This window comes from Dechloromonas denitrificans (assembly GCF_001551835.1).
GTDB lineage: Bacteria > Pseudomonadota > Gammaproteobacteria > Burkholderiales > Rhodocyclaceae > Azonexus > Azonexus denitrificans.
This window is the reverse complement of record NZ_LODL01000035.1, coordinates 699,471-712,690: the sequence shown is the minus strand read 5'-3', so window position 1 is coordinate 712,690 and position 13,220 is coordinate 699,471. Positions and strand designations below refer to the sequence as shown.

Here is a 13,220-nt window from a genome sequence, read left to right as displayed (position 1 = left end):
TGGCTACTTTCTTTTGGCGAAGCAAAAGAAAGTACGCCCGCGCCGCAAGCGCGGAACCCACCGGCAGAAAAGGCAAAAAACCCATCAGTAAGCAGCGCCGGTCTTGCCCGACTCTGCCTTCTTGAACTTGTCGGCCAGAGCAACCGCCGAATTTCTCAACAGCAGCGCATCAACCCCGACCAGCAGGAAGCTGGCGCCGATCTCGCGATAAGCCTCGGCCGCAGCCGGATCGGCCGAAAAGACCCCGGCCGCCTTGCCGGCAGCGGAAATCTTGCCGATGGCAGCGTTGACCGCAGCCTTGACCTCGGCGTGACCCGGATTGCCGAGATGGCCCATCGAGGCGGCCAGGTCGGACGGACCGATGAAGACGGCGTCGACGCCCTCGACCTTGAGGATGTCGTCCAGCCCGGCCAGGCCGGCGGTCGATTCGATCTGCACGATCAAGCACATTTCCTGGTCGGCCTTGGCGAAATAGCCTTCGACACCGTTCCAGCGGGCGGCGCGGGCCATCGCCGTGCCGACGCCGCGGATGCCGTGCGGCGGGTAGCGCATGGCGCGGACCAGCTTTTCGGCATCGGCCGCGGTTTCGACCATCGGCACCATCAGCGTCTGGGCGCCGCCGTCGAGCAGTTGCTTGATGCGGGCGACGTCGTGATCGACGGTGCGCACCACCGGCTTGACCGGGTACGGCGCCAGGGCCTGCAGTTGTTCGATGATCGAACGCAGGTCGTTCGGACCGTGCTCGCCGTCGATCAGCAGCCAGTCGAAACCGGTGCCGGCGACGATCTCGGCGGTGTAGGCGTTGGCCAGGCCGAGAAAGAGGCCGATCTGCGTTTCACCGGCAGCCAGCGCGCGCTTGAAGGTATTGAGGGGCATGTCCACGGTCGACTCCTGTTTTTCAGCAAAAACCAACTAGTTTGTCACTCCCGCGTAGGCGGGAGTCCAGAAGTGCAAAATTCTGGATTCCCGCCTGCGCGGGAATGACTGAATTGTTCATCTCAGACAAAACGGCAGGTGATGTTGCCGAGCGGGCCGTAATCGACATGGAAGGTGTCGCCCCGGCTGGCCGGCACCGGCCGCGTGAAGGAGCCGGCAAGGATGATCTGGCCCGGTTCGAGCGCCACGCCGTGCGGCGCGAAGCGCTTGGCCAGCCAGGAGATACCGTTCGCCGGGTGGTTCAGGACGCCTGCCGCGACGCCGGTTTCCTCGATCACGCCGTTGCGGTAGAGCAGCGCCGAGACCCAGCGCAGGTCGATGTCGAGCGGCTTGACCGGGCGGCCGCCCATGATGATGCCGGCGTTGGCGGCATTGTCGGAAATGGTGTCGAACACCTTGCGCGGCCGCTTGCTTTCCGGGTCGATGCGCTGCGAGCGGGCATCGATCAGTTCCAGCGCCGGGATCACGTAGTCGGTGGCCGACAGCACGTCGAGCATGCTGACGTTCTCGCCTTCGAGGCGGTCCTTGAGGATGAAGGCCAGTTCGACTTCGATCATCGGCACGATGAAGCGGTCGACCGGGATCTCGCCGCCGTCGGCGAAGACCATGTCGTCGAGCAGCGTGCCGTAGTCCGGCTCGTTGATCTGCGACGACATCTGCATGGCGCGCGAGGTCAGGCCGATTTTGTGGCCGACGATCTTGCGGCCCTCGGCGAGCTTCATGTCGACCCAGGCCTTCTGGATCGCATAGGCGTCGGGAATGGTGATTTCCGGGTAATCCAGCGAGATCTGGCGGATCTGCTGGCGGGTCTTCTCGGCTTCGTGGAAGCGACGGGCAGTCGCTTCGATAATGTCTTGGCTAAGCATGTTCATTCCTCTTGGTGGGGTTAGGCCTTCTTGTAGCGGGCGTGAATATTGTTTTGCTTCCAGGTGCCGGCTTCGCTGAACTCGACGATTTCCATCGACAGGGCCAGCGTCCGTTTCTGGTAAATGGCGGCGAAATGCTCGCTGATCATCTTGAACAGCTCGTCGCCAGCCTTCTTTTTGGCCTCTTCCGAACGTCCACCGCCGATCTTCAGCGTCGCATGCACGAAGGCGTCATCGACCGTGCCATCCGCGACGCAGTAGTCGTTGAGGCGGATGGCGCGGGAACGGATGCCGCCGATTGGGAACACCCCACCCTGGTCGATCAACACCTGGTTGGATTTTTTCAGCAGCCCCTTGATGTCGGCCTCGGCCGGGTCAAGGTTGTCGGTGTATTCGTAGATGAGATGGGGCATTCCTTGCTCCTTCAGAAAATAGTCAGTTCAGTCAGGAAACCGGCATGCCGGCGCCGATCCCGGTCGCAACCAGCGGAATGCCGGCGACGGGGAAGCTGACGACGGTCTGGCCGGTACCCGAGCTTTCGAAATAGGGGCAGACGATCTCGGCCTGGCCTTCGTACTTGTCCCAGCCGATGGCGCCGAAGAGCATTGCGGTGTCGTGCATCTTGCCTTCGCCGGTGCAGTACTGGGCGTACTCGGGCAGCATGCGCAGGAAGGTGGCCCACTGGCCTTCTTCCCACAATTGCAGGGCGCGCAGGTCGACCTGCTTGTTGAATTCGCGGCTGATCGAATTGAAGCCTTCTTCGACCAGGCGGTTTTCCCAGATCTGGTGCGACATCGAGCCGGAGGCGACGATGGCGACCTTGCTGTTGCTGCGGGCGACGGCCTTGGCCAGTGCCTCGCCGAGAATGCGCGACTCTTCCAGCGAGCCGAAGGTGCTCCAGCCGGCGATCGAGACGACCTTGATCTTGCCTTCCGGATTCATGTAGCGCATCGGCAGGATGGTGCCGTATTCGAGATCGAGCGAGGCAACCTGGTGGGCGCGCGTCTTGACGCCCATCGCAGTGGCCTCCTCGGCGATCATCGCGCCCAGTTCCGGGTTGCCCGGAAATTCGTAAGGCAGATCCTGGATGAAATGCGGGAACTCGTGGCTGGTGTAGTTGCCCTTGTGCACCGCATTGTTGTTGATGTGATAACCCGCGTTAACCAGCCAGTGCGTGTCGAACACGACGAAGGTATCGACGCCGAGTTCGACGGCACGGCGGCCGATTTCGCGCTCGGCATCGATCGCCGCCTGACGGCAGCCGTGCGCCGGCCCCGGTTGCTCGGAAATGAGCATTGAAGGAACGTGCGTGGCCTTGATGGCCATGAGGATTTCACCCATGAATCTGTCTCCCTAATTCAAGAAAAAAGGTTTCTCCGGGGGTAAACACTGGCTTTGCGCTCTTATTTAAATGGGGAAAACGACGTTGATCTGGCCGGTGCCGGACGAACCGAAGTAAGGCGTGACGACTTCGGCCTTGCCTTCGTACTGGTCCCAGCCGAGCACGCCCAACAGCATCGCGGTGTCGTGCATCATCCCTTCGCCGTGGCACTTGACCGCGTACTCGGGCAGCATGCCGCAGAAGGTCTGCCAGTCGCCCTTCTGCCACAGGTCGACAACGTGGTGATCGACGGTTTCGAGGAACGGGTCCCAGACCTTGTGCAGGAACTGCTCCGAAACGCCGTTCTGGGCAAAGCGGTGCGACAACGAGCCGGAAGCCAGCACGGCGACATTGCCTTCGCTCTGCTCGATGGCGCGACGTACCGCCCGGCCGAGTTCGACCGAGTCCAGCAGGTTATGCACCGTGCACAGCGCGGAAACCGAGACAACCTTGAACTTCTTGTCTTCGTTCATGTAGCGCATCGGGACCAGCGTGCCGTACTCCAGCGCCAGGCTGGTTGCATCGTGGGCACGGGTGTGGACGCCGGAAGCGGTCGCCGTTTCGGCGATGGCATGGCCGAGCGCCGGGTTGCCCTCATACGAGAACGGCATGTTCTTGATGAAGTGCGGCAGTTCGTTGGAGGTATAGATGCCCTCCCAGGCCGGCGCACAGTTGATGTGGTAACCGGAATTGACCAGCCAGTGCGTATCGAAGACGACGATGGTGTCGACCTTCAGCTCACGCATGCGGCGGGCGATTTCCTTGTGACCGTCGATGGCGGCCTGGCGGCAGCCCTTGTGCGGCCCGTCCATTTCGGACAGGTACATCGACGGGACGTGGGTGATCTTGGCGGCGAGTACTAGTTTGCCCATTTTGCTGTCTCCTTTTTTGCCGCCATTCCCGACTTGATCGGGAATCCAGGAGGTAGATCTCTGGATTCCCGCCTGCGCGGGAATGACGGCGGCTCTGCTTGTTTAGACGCCCCAGCGCGGAATGTGGTGGCTGCCGTAGGACACGGCGATGTTCTTGGCTTCGCAGAACACTTCGAAGCTGTAGTGATTGCCTTCGCGACCGGTGCCGGAAGCCTTCGAGCCGCCGAACGGCTGGCGCAGGTCGCGGACGTTCTGGCTGTTGACGAAGGTCATGCCCGATTCGATGGCCTTGGCCAGGCGGATGGCGCGGCCGGTGTTGTTGGTCCAGAGATACGACGACAGGCCGTAGATGGTGTCGTTGGCGATGCGCACGGCGTCCTCTTCGGTCTTGAAGCGGATGATGCAGGGCACCGGCCCGAAGATTTCTTCCTGGGCGATCCGCATGCTGTTGTCGACATCGGCGAAAACGGTCGGCTGGACCCAGAAACCGTTCTTGAACTTGTCGGCGACCACCGGCGTACCGCCACCGGCGACAACCTTGGCACCTTCCTGCTTGCCGAGCTCGATGTAGTAATTGACCTTGTCCATGTGGCCCTTGGAAATCATCGGGCCGATCACGGTGTTCGGGTCCATCGGATCACCGACCACCAGGCGCGAGGCGCGGGCCGCGAAGTCGGCGACGAACTTGTCGTAGATGCCTTCCTGGACGATGATCCGCGAGCCGGCGGTGCACCGTTCGCCGTTGTTCGAGAAGATCATGAAGATGGCGGCGTCGAGGGCGCGCTCGTAGTCGGCGTCGTCGAAGATGATGAACGGCGACTTGCCGCCCAGTTCCATCGAGAACTTCTTCAGGCCGGCCGCCTTGACGATGCGGTTGCCGGTCGCCGTCGAGCCGGTGAAGGAAATCGAGCGGACATCCGGGTGGGCGACCAGCGGCTCGCCGGCCGTGTTGCCGAAGCCCTGGACGACGTTGAAGACGCCTGGCGGAATGCCGGCTTCGAGGGCCAGTTCGCCGAGGCGGTTGGCGGTCAGCGGCGACAGTTCCGACATCTTCATCACCGCGGTGTTGCCGAAGGCCAGGCAAGGCGCGGTCTTCCAGGTGGCGGTCATGAACGGCACGTTCCACGGCGAGATCAGCGCGCAGACGCCGACCGGCTGCCACAGCGTGTAGTTCAGGTGACCGGTGTCGGAATCGTAGGTTTCGCCGTGCATGTGCTGGATCAGCTCGGCGAAGTAGTTGAAATTGTCCGAGGCGCGCGGAATCAGCACGCGCTTGGTCTGATTGGTGACCTGGCCGCAATCGGCGGTTTCCAGGTCGGCAATCGGCTCGACATTGGCGGCGATCAGTTCGCCCAGCTTCCGGACCAGGCGGGCGCGTTCCTTGACCGGCGTCGCCGCCCAGCCCGGGAAAGCAGCCTTGGCGGCGGCAACGGCGGCATTGACTTCGGCCTCGCCAGCGCTGGCGACTTCGGCGATCACTTCGCCGGTGGCCGGGTTGATGGTCTGGAAGGTTTCCTTGCTCTCGACCTTCTGGCCGTTGATGATGTGCTTGATCATGCTGTTCTCGCTTTCTGTTAGACGGTGGCGAAATAGGTCTGGTCGTCGACGATGGTGTTGATCAGACAGCAGACGCCTTCAACTTCGGTCTCGATGACGTCGCCGGCCTTGACGTCGGCCAGGCCTTCCGGCGTGCCGGTCAGGATGATGTCGCCCGGGTTCAGCGTCATGAAGGACGACAGGTATTCGATCAGCGTCGCGATATCGAAAATCATGTCGGACGTCGTGCCCTGCTGCGTTGTCTTGCCGTTGACCCGGGTGGTCAGTTTCAGGGACATCGGGTTCGGCACGTCGGCGGCATCGACCAGCCAGGGACCGAGCGGGGTGCAACCGTCACGGTTCTTGACGCGCAGGTTCGGCCGGTAATAGTTCTCGAGGTAATCGCGGATGGCGTAGTCGTTGGCCACCGTGTAGCCGGCGACGATGTCCATCGCCTCGGCCTTCGACAGGTTCTTGCCGGTCTTGCCGATGACGACGGCCAGCTCGCACTCGTAGTGCATGTAGGTGGCGTCGGCCGGACGGCGGGTCTGGGCGCGGTGGCCGACGATGGTGTTCGGCCCCTTCAAAAAGGCGAGCGGTACTTCCGGCGCCTTGAAAGCCAGTTCCTTGGCGTGGTCGGCGTAGTTCAGGCCGAGCGCAAAGACGGCGCCGGGCACGACCGGCGGCAGCCACTCGACCTCGGCTTCGTTGAGCAAGCGGCCGTCGGCCAGTTGAACGCGGCCATCGGCGGCCTGCGTCACTTGGTGGATGGCGCCCTGGAAGGCAATGCGACCGCGCTTCATGCTTGTGCTCCTGCGATGGAGAATTGGAGACTGCCGACGCCTTCGGCACTGATTTTCACCTGGCTGCCAGCGCCGGCTTGCGGCGCCATATAGCTGACGCCGACGAGCAGCACGTCGCCCTGGCTCAGAGTCATGAATTCCGTCACGTCGACCAGCAACTGGGCCGGATCACGGATCAGATCGGCCAGCGAACGCTGTTCGACGACCTTGCCGTCGATTTCGGTGGTCAGTTGCAGATTGGCCAGATCGACCAGCGGCTTGACCGAGCAAAGCGGCAGCGAACCGTCGAAACACTTCTCGCGGATCGCCGGACGGTAGTAGCTGTCGTGCGGCAGGCTGAGATCGCCGGCCAGCACGATGCCGGCCACGGCGTCCAGCGCATTGGCGCGGTTCAGACGGGCCGCGGCACGACCCATGACCAGACCGATGGTGGCACCAACCTCGACGGTTTTTACCCCTTTTGGCAGGTTCACCGCAGCACCGCAGGCGACGCGGGTGTTGGCCGGCTTGATATACATCGCCGGGGCTTGCGGGGCGCCCTTGTAAGGCGCCGCTTCGAGCGCCTCACCGATCTTGCCGAGCGAGGCCCGGTCGTTGAGGACGACGCCGTAAACCGTACCGCTGACTATCTGTTTGATCATTGTTACTAACTCCAATTAACCGAGGTAATGCACCAGGCCAAGCGACACAACCGGGAAGAAGACCAGGGCGATGATGCGGATGAAGTCCGAAGCCAGGAAGGGCATCACACCCCAGGCGGTCTCGGTCATCGGGACGTCCTTGGCGATCTTGTTGATGACGTAGAGGTTCATGCCGACCGGCGGATGGACCAGGCCGATTTCGACCACCATCAGCGCCAGGATGCCGAACCACACCGACTTGTCTTCCAGGCCCATGCCGAAGAATTCAAGACCCATGACCATCGGATAGAAGATGGGGATGGTGAGTAGGATCATGGCCAGCGAATCCATCACGCAGCCAAGCAGGATGTAGATGAGCAGGATCGAGAACAGCACGACCAGCGGCGGCAGACCGCTACCGGCCACCCAGGTCGCCAGCTCGGTCGGCATTTGCGACAGGGCCAGACTGGAATTGAGCAGGTCGGCCCCGATCAGCACCATGAAGATCATGCCGGTGGCGTGGGCGGTGCCATAGACGCTCTGCAGGAAGTCCTTGGTCCGCATGCCGCCGGAGACCGCGGCGATGATGCCGCAGGCTGCCGCGCCGATCGATGCTGCCTCGGTCGGATTGGCCCAACCACCGTAGATGCCGACGATAACGACGAGGAAGACGCAAAGCACCGGAATGATGTTGATCTGGGCCTTGATCATTTCGGCGAACGGCACTTTCTTGCCGGCCGGACCGGCCGCCGGATCGCGACGGACGATGATCGCGATGACCAGGATGTAACCGAGGGCGGCGATGATGCCGGGAATGACGGCAGCGACGAACAGCTTGCCAATCGATTCCTGGGTCAGCACGGCGTAGATGACGAGCGGCACCGACGGCGGGATCATGATGCCGAGCGTGCCGGAGGCGGCCAGCGTGGCGGTGGCCAGCCGGCCGGAATAACCGGCGGCCTTCAGTTCGGGCAGCGCGACCTGGCCCATCGTCGCGGCGGTAGCCAGCGAGGAGCCGCAAATGGCGCCGAAGGCGGCACAGGCAGCCGTCGAGGCCATCGCCAGACCGCCGCGCCAGTGACCGATCAACGTGCCGGCCGCCTTGAACAGCGCCTTCGACAGGCCGCCATGGGTGGCGAACTGGCCCATCAGGATGAACAGCGGAATCACCGCCAGGTCGTAATTGGAAACCCGGGCATAGACCAGGTTGTTCAGGGTGTACAGCAGGCCGGAAGTCTCGCCGTGGTTCATCACCAGGTAAATCGCCGAGCCGGTGATGAACATTGCCATCGTGATGTGTATCCGGACGGCCAGCATGCCGAGCAGGCAGGCGAAGCCGATCAGGCCGATTGCGGTACCGCTCATTTGTGGGCTCCCGGAATATTCTTGGTCGGATGGAAGTGGGCGTAGGCACGATAGATGGCACAGACCGCCATCAGGAACAGACCGGGCACCAGCAGCGCGGTCGGAATCCACAGCGGCAGCGAGACCAGGGTCGTCACCTCCTGCGACTCGTAGGTGGCAATAGCAGACAAGATAGTCCGCCAGACGAGAATGCCGGAAACGATGGCGAACAGCACTTCGGCCACGCCATCGATCGGGCGCTTCAGTGAATCACGCATGTTCTCGGTGAAGAAATCCACCTTGATGTGCTCGCCGAGCAGGGTGCAGTACGGCAGGAAAGCCGTCGCCGCCACTGCCGTGCCGGCCTGCATCAGTTCGATATCGCCGTTCACCGAGCCGAAGCCCAGCTTGCGGCCGATGATCGAAACCAGCGACATGGCGATCAGCGCGATGAACAACATCCCGCCTGAAATCGCCATCGCCTTGCCCGCCATGATCAGGTAGTGCTCGACCTTGTCGTGCTCTACCAGATCGTGGGGAATCCCCATCGGATCTTGCATGATTCACCCCTTCCAGAAAAAACGTATTACTTGTTGGTGCCGGTCAGATCGCGGGCCGAAGCAATCAGCTTCTTGCCGTCCAGACCCTTTTCGCCAACCTGCTTGGCCCACTCTTCCTCGACGCTGGCCGTGGCGCGCTTCATCGCCGTTACCTCGATGGCGCTGAAGGTGGTGATCTTGTTGCCCTGGGCAGCAATGCGCTTGCGGGTATCGGCCGCCACTTCGTCAAACATCGCACCGAACTTGCCGACCATGGCTTCGCCGGTCGTCTTGTCGACGATGGCCTTCAGATCGGCCGGCAGGCCATCGTACTTCTGCTTGTTCATCAATACCGTCAGCACGGTCGCCGTCGGGTGAGCAACACCAGCCGCCGGCTGGGCGTGGAACTTGGTGACTTCGGAAAGCTTGGTCGGGTAAACCAGCTCCCAGGCGCCGAGCGAACCATCGACGACACCCTTGGCAATCGCTTCGGTGACCTGGGCCGGCGGCATGGCGACCGGCGCACCACCGAGGGCGGCCAGCGTCTTGGCACCGACCCGGGTCGAGGTACGCAGCTTCATGCCGGAGAAACCGGTCAAACCGGCGACCTGCTTGTTGGAGGTATGAATCGCCTGGCCGCCATCGGTATGGAAAGCCAGCACCTTGTAGGCAGCGAATTCCTGCTGCGCATTCTGCTGGTAGAACTTCCAGAGCGCCTTGGAACTGGACGTCGCGTCGGCGACCATGAAGGGCAGCTCGAACGCCTCAATCGCCGGGAAGCGGCCGGCCGAGTAACCCGGACCGGTCCACACCACGTCGGCGACGCCGTTCTTGACCTGATCCACCAGCTGGGCCGGCGTGCCGCCGAGTTGCATGGCCGGGTAGAACTGACAGGCGATGCGGCCGTTCGATTCCTTCTTCATTTCCTCGCACCACGGCTGCAGAACCTTCTGCTGCGTCGGCGCGGCCGAGGGCAGGAAGTGGGCGATCTTGAAGGTGACTTCCTGGGCTGCCGCCGGCAGGGCAACGACCAGAGCACCAAGAACAGCGAAGTTACGGTAGTTCATGTCTATCTCCTCTTTTTTGGAAACAAGGCCGAAGCCCAATCTTCGTTAATATGTTAGCGATTAAATCACTACGATGTTAGTGAGTCAACAGACTTGAAGAAAATTTTTCCGTCCTTTTTTGCCCGCCATCGCTGCTGCAGCGCAGCATTCCGGACGGCCCTTAGCGGCCGCCGGCTGCCTGTATCGGCCAGCGCTCAGCCGGCGCGCGGCGACGGGTGGCGATAGATTTGAAAGCGGCCGCCGCGGAAATCGATTTCGTTTTCCAGCACCGCCCCGACCGACAGCGCCACCCGGATCGAGGCCAGATTGTCGCGATGGATAAAACTGATCGGCGGCAGCGCCTCGGGATAGGCCGCCCGCGCCATGCGCTGAACGGCACGGGCCGCCTCGCTGGCGTATCCCCTGCCCCACCAGTCGGGGTGCAAGGCCCACTTGATTTCACGCTCCGGAAAATCCGCCGGATACCACAGGCCGGCGGCACCGATCAGCGCCCCGCTCGTCTTCTCCTCCAGCGCGTAAGGCCCGTAGCCGTGCAGCAGCCAATGCCCGGCCAGGGTTGCCGTCTGCCGCCAGCTCTCGCCTTCGCTGAGCACCCGGCCCAGCGTGAAGCGGGTGCACTCGGGGTTCGCATAGTGGGCGTGCATGCTGCGCCAGTCGCTGTCGCGAAACATGCGCAGGACCAGGCGTTCCGATTCGAGGTACAGGGGAATTTCGAAATGTTTCATGTCGAGGATGATGCCGGGAAAAAAGCCGGCTGCACAAGGCAGCCGGTGAACTCGCAGAGGAGGGAGAAAAGGGAAGCGGCTCAGGACTTCATGATTTTGAGCGTCTGGATCGAGGTGAATTCGGCCAACCCGTGACGGCCGAATTCGACGCCGATGCCGGACTGCTTGACGCCGCCGAACGGTGCATCCGGCTGCACCGCGCCGTGCTCGTTGACCCAGGCCGTGCCGCACTCCAGACGCAGCGCCAGGGCGGCGGCAGCGACCGGATCGGACGACCAGACCGAGCCGCCCAGACCATTCGGATTATGGTTGGCGCGGGCGATCACTTCGTCGATGTCGCTGTAGCGGATGACCGGCAGGATCGGCCCGAAAGGTTCTTCATCGACCAGGCGCGTGCCGTCGCTCAGATCAGCGACGATGGTCGGCTCGTAGAAATAACCCGGCCCGGCCCGGCGCTGGCCGCCACACAGGAAACGACCGCCCTGGGCGCGGGCGTCGGCGGCGATTTCTTCGACCTTGGCCAGTTGCATGGCGTTCTGGATCGGGCCGAGTTGGCTGTCCGCCTGCATGCCGTCGCCGACCACCGTCTTCTGCGCGATAGCGGCTAGTTCGGCACACAGCTCCTCGTAGATGCTGTCATGCACGTAGAGCCGTTTCAGGCAGGCGCAGGTCTGGCCGTTGTTGTGGAAGGCGACGCCGAACAGCTTGGGCGCCACGGCCTTGACGTCGACATCGGGCAGCACGATGCCGGCATCGTTGCCGCCCAGTTCCAGGGTCAGGCGCTTCAGATTGCCCGCCCCGGCCGCCATGATCTTGCGCCCGGTGGCGGTCGATCCGGTGAAAACGATCTTGGCGATCCCTGGATGGCTGGCCATGGCCGGCCCGACCTCGGCGCCAGCGGCGCCGGTGACCAGGTTGAGGACGCCGGGCGGCAGGATGGCGTTGGCCAGTTCGACGAAACGCGCCGTCGCCACCGGCGTCAGCTCGGAAGGCTTGAGGACCACCGTATTGCCGGCCCGCAAGGCCGGGATGACGTGCCAGATGGCGATCATCAGCGGCCAGTTCCACGGGGTGATCGAACCGACCACGCCGAGCGGCTTGCGATGCACTTCGACACGGGCCTCGGCGTTGTCCTGCAGCACTTCGACTGGCAGGTCCAGGTTGGCGGTGACCTGCGTCCAGGCAATCGAACCGCCGACTTCCATGCCGGCGCCGACACCGTTCAGGCCGTTCAGCGGCTTGCCGGTTTCCTGGGTGACCAGCGCCATCAGTTCCGGCATGTCGGCGGCCAGTGCATCGGCCAGTGCGTGCAGCAGGCGCTGGCGCTCGGCATCGCTGGTCCGGCTCCAGCCGGAAAATGCCCTTTGTGCAGCGTCGACCGCAGCATCGACGTGCGCGACAGTACCGGCGGCGACCCGGGCAAAGGCGGCACCGGTGGCCGGGTTGATGACCTCGAAAGTGGCGGGCGTGGTGACCGGCTGGCCGTCGATCAGCATGGCGATAGTTTTCATCTTGTCTCCTCGTATCATTGTTATTTGCCGGCGCCGTCGCTGACGACACCGCGCTTGGAAAAACGCTGCAGCTTGCCGTTGCCGGCTGCGGCGACCGCGGTCAGCGACAGGCGGTCGTCGCGCTGGGTCCAGCTGAAGCTGGAGCCGCGGTCGGCGCTATCCACCTGGACGCCGTCGAGCCCGACGCCGACCACCTTGTCGCCGACCGCCAGCAGATCGGTCAGCGAACTCTTGACGCCGCTGTTCACGGCCTGCCAGGAATGGCCGTCATCGCCGCTGCGGTAGATCGTGCCGCGCAGGCCGCCGACCAGCAGCGTGCCGTCGGCTAGGCCAACGCCCGACCAGAACGAGCCCTTATAGCCGGTCATCAGGTAACGCCAACTATGGCCGTGGTCGTCGCTGCGCAGCACGGCGCCGCGCTCGGCGGCGACGAACAGGCTGCCCTTGGCCGAAACGAAGGCCTTGAACAGGTTGCGGTCGCCCTTGCCGCCTTCCGGCGGCGCCGGCAGCTCGCTCGGCGTCCAGCTCTTGCCGCCGTCGCTGGTCAGCAACACCAGCGACCACAAACCGACGGCCACCCCGTCGCGGGCATTGAAGAAATGCACCGAGAACAGCGGCCGATCCTCCTGCGTGTCGAGGCGCTGGATCGCCCACGACTCGCCGCCATCCGTCGTATGCAGGATGGCCCCCCAGTGGCCGACCGCCCAGCCCTGCTTGGCGTCGGCGAAGCTGACGGCGGTCAAGGTCGAGGACAGCGGCACCTTGGCCGACTGGCGGAAGGACTGGCCGGCATCGTCGGAGAGCAGCACGGTGCCGTAGTCGCCGACGGCGACGATGCGCTGGCCGGCCAGTGCCGCGCCAAGGATAGGCGCGCTGGTCGCGGCGGCGTTTACTTTGGCCGGCTGCGCCGTCAGGTTCACCGGCGCGCCCGGCGTTTGGGCCCAGGCCAGCGTCGAACAGAGGGCCAGACTGAGCAGGCCGAGACGGAATTTTGCGTTGGCAGAAAACATGGTTCGTCCG

At 63.4% G+C, this 13,220-nt stretch carries 14 protein-coding genes; all 14 read right to left on the bottom strand.

Translation table 11 applies throughout. From position 1 onward, the window contains the following. Positions 1-84: 84 nt before the first annotated feature. Positions 85-876, bottom strand: coding sequence for an aldolase/citrate lyase family protein (locus AT959_RS18235; RefSeq protein ID WP_240481889.1), 792 nt, complete (start codon positions 874-876; stop codon positions 85-87). Between the two features lie 122 nt (positions 877-998). Further along, positions 999-1,802 (bottom strand): 2-oxo-hept-4-ene-1,7-dioate hydratase, encoded by an 804-nt coding sequence (gene hpaH / locus AT959_RS18230; RefSeq protein WP_066886504.1) that lies wholly within the window; start codon positions 1,800-1,802, stop codon positions 999-1,001. Positions 1,803-1,822: 20 nt separating this feature from the next. After that, complete coding sequence (locus AT959_RS18225) at positions 1,823-2,215, bottom strand: 5-carboxymethyl-2-hydroxymuconate Delta-isomerase (RefSeq protein ID WP_066886317.1); 393 nt, start codon at positions 2,213-2,215, stop codon at positions 1,823-1,825. 31 nt (positions 2,216-2,246) lie between these two features. After that, positions 2,247-3,143 carry a 3,4-dihydroxyphenylacetate 2,3-dioxygenase gene (gene hpaD / locus AT959_RS18220; protein ID WP_066886313.1) on the bottom strand — a complete coding sequence of 299 codons (897 nt, stop codon included), beginning with the start codon at positions 3,141-3,143 and terminating at the stop codon, positions 2,247-2,249. A gap of 66 nt (positions 3,144-3,209) precedes the next feature. Further along, positions 3,210-4,055 (bottom strand): 3,4-dihydroxyphenylacetate 2,3-dioxygenase, encoded by an 846-nt coding sequence (hpaD, locus tag AT959_RS18215; RefSeq protein ID WP_066886310.1) that lies wholly within the window; start codon positions 4,053-4,055, stop codon positions 3,210-3,212. Between the two features lie 102 nt (positions 4,056-4,157). Then, positions 4,158-5,612, bottom strand: a complete 1,455-nt coding sequence (gene hpaE / locus AT959_RS18210; RefSeq protein ID WP_066886307.1) for a 5-carboxymethyl-2-hydroxymuconate semialdehyde dehydrogenase — start codon at positions 5,610-5,612, stop codon at positions 4,158-4,160. 17 nt (positions 5,613-5,629) lie between these two features. Then, entirely contained in the window at positions 5,630-6,394 is a 765-nt protein-coding gene (locus AT959_RS18205; RefSeq protein ID WP_066886304.1) for a fumarylacetoacetate hydrolase family protein, read from the bottom strand. After that, positions 6,391-7,035 (bottom strand): fumarylacetoacetate hydrolase family protein, encoded by a 645-nt coding sequence (locus AT959_RS18200; protein WP_066886302.1) that lies wholly within the window; start codon positions 7,033-7,035, stop codon positions 6,391-6,393. Before AT959_RS18200 ends, AT959_RS18205 begins: the two co-directional genes overlap by 4 nt. Positions 7,036-7,050: 15 nt before the next feature. After that, complete coding sequence (locus AT959_RS18195; protein WP_066886299.1) at positions 7,051-8,379, bottom strand: TRAP transporter large permease; 1,329 nt, start codon at positions 8,377-8,379, stop codon at positions 7,051-7,053. Beyond that, positions 8,376-8,918, bottom strand: coding sequence for a TRAP transporter small permease (locus AT959_RS18190; RefSeq protein ID WP_083518480.1), 543 nt, complete (start codon positions 8,916-8,918; stop codon positions 8,376-8,378). The genes AT959_RS18195 and AT959_RS18190 overlap by 4 nt, the downstream gene beginning before the upstream one ends. Positions 8,919-8,944: 26 nt before the next feature. Continuing rightward, complete coding sequence (locus AT959_RS18185; RefSeq protein WP_066886293.1) at positions 8,945-9,964, bottom strand: TRAP transporter substrate-binding protein; 1,020 nt, start codon at positions 9,962-9,964, stop codon at positions 8,945-8,947. 194 nt (positions 9,965-10,158) lie between these two features. Then, complete coding sequence (locus AT959_RS18180; protein WP_066886290.1) at positions 10,159-10,689, bottom strand: GNAT family N-acetyltransferase; 531 nt, start codon at positions 10,687-10,689, stop codon at positions 10,159-10,161. A gap of 80 nt (positions 10,690-10,769) precedes the next feature. Continuing rightward, positions 10,770-12,200 carry an aldehyde dehydrogenase family protein gene (locus AT959_RS18175; RefSeq protein ID WP_066886288.1) on the bottom strand — a complete coding sequence of 477 codons (1,431 nt, stop codon included), beginning with the start codon at positions 12,198-12,200 and terminating at the stop codon, positions 10,770-10,772. 20 nt (positions 12,201-12,220) lie between these two features. Continuing rightward, positions 12,221-13,210 carry a WD40/YVTN/BNR-like repeat-containing protein gene (locus AT959_RS18170; RefSeq protein WP_066886282.1) on the bottom strand — a complete coding sequence of 330 codons (990 nt, stop codon included), beginning with the start codon at positions 13,208-13,210 and terminating at the stop codon, positions 12,221-12,223. Between the last annotated feature and the right edge of the window lie 10 nt (positions 13,211-13,220).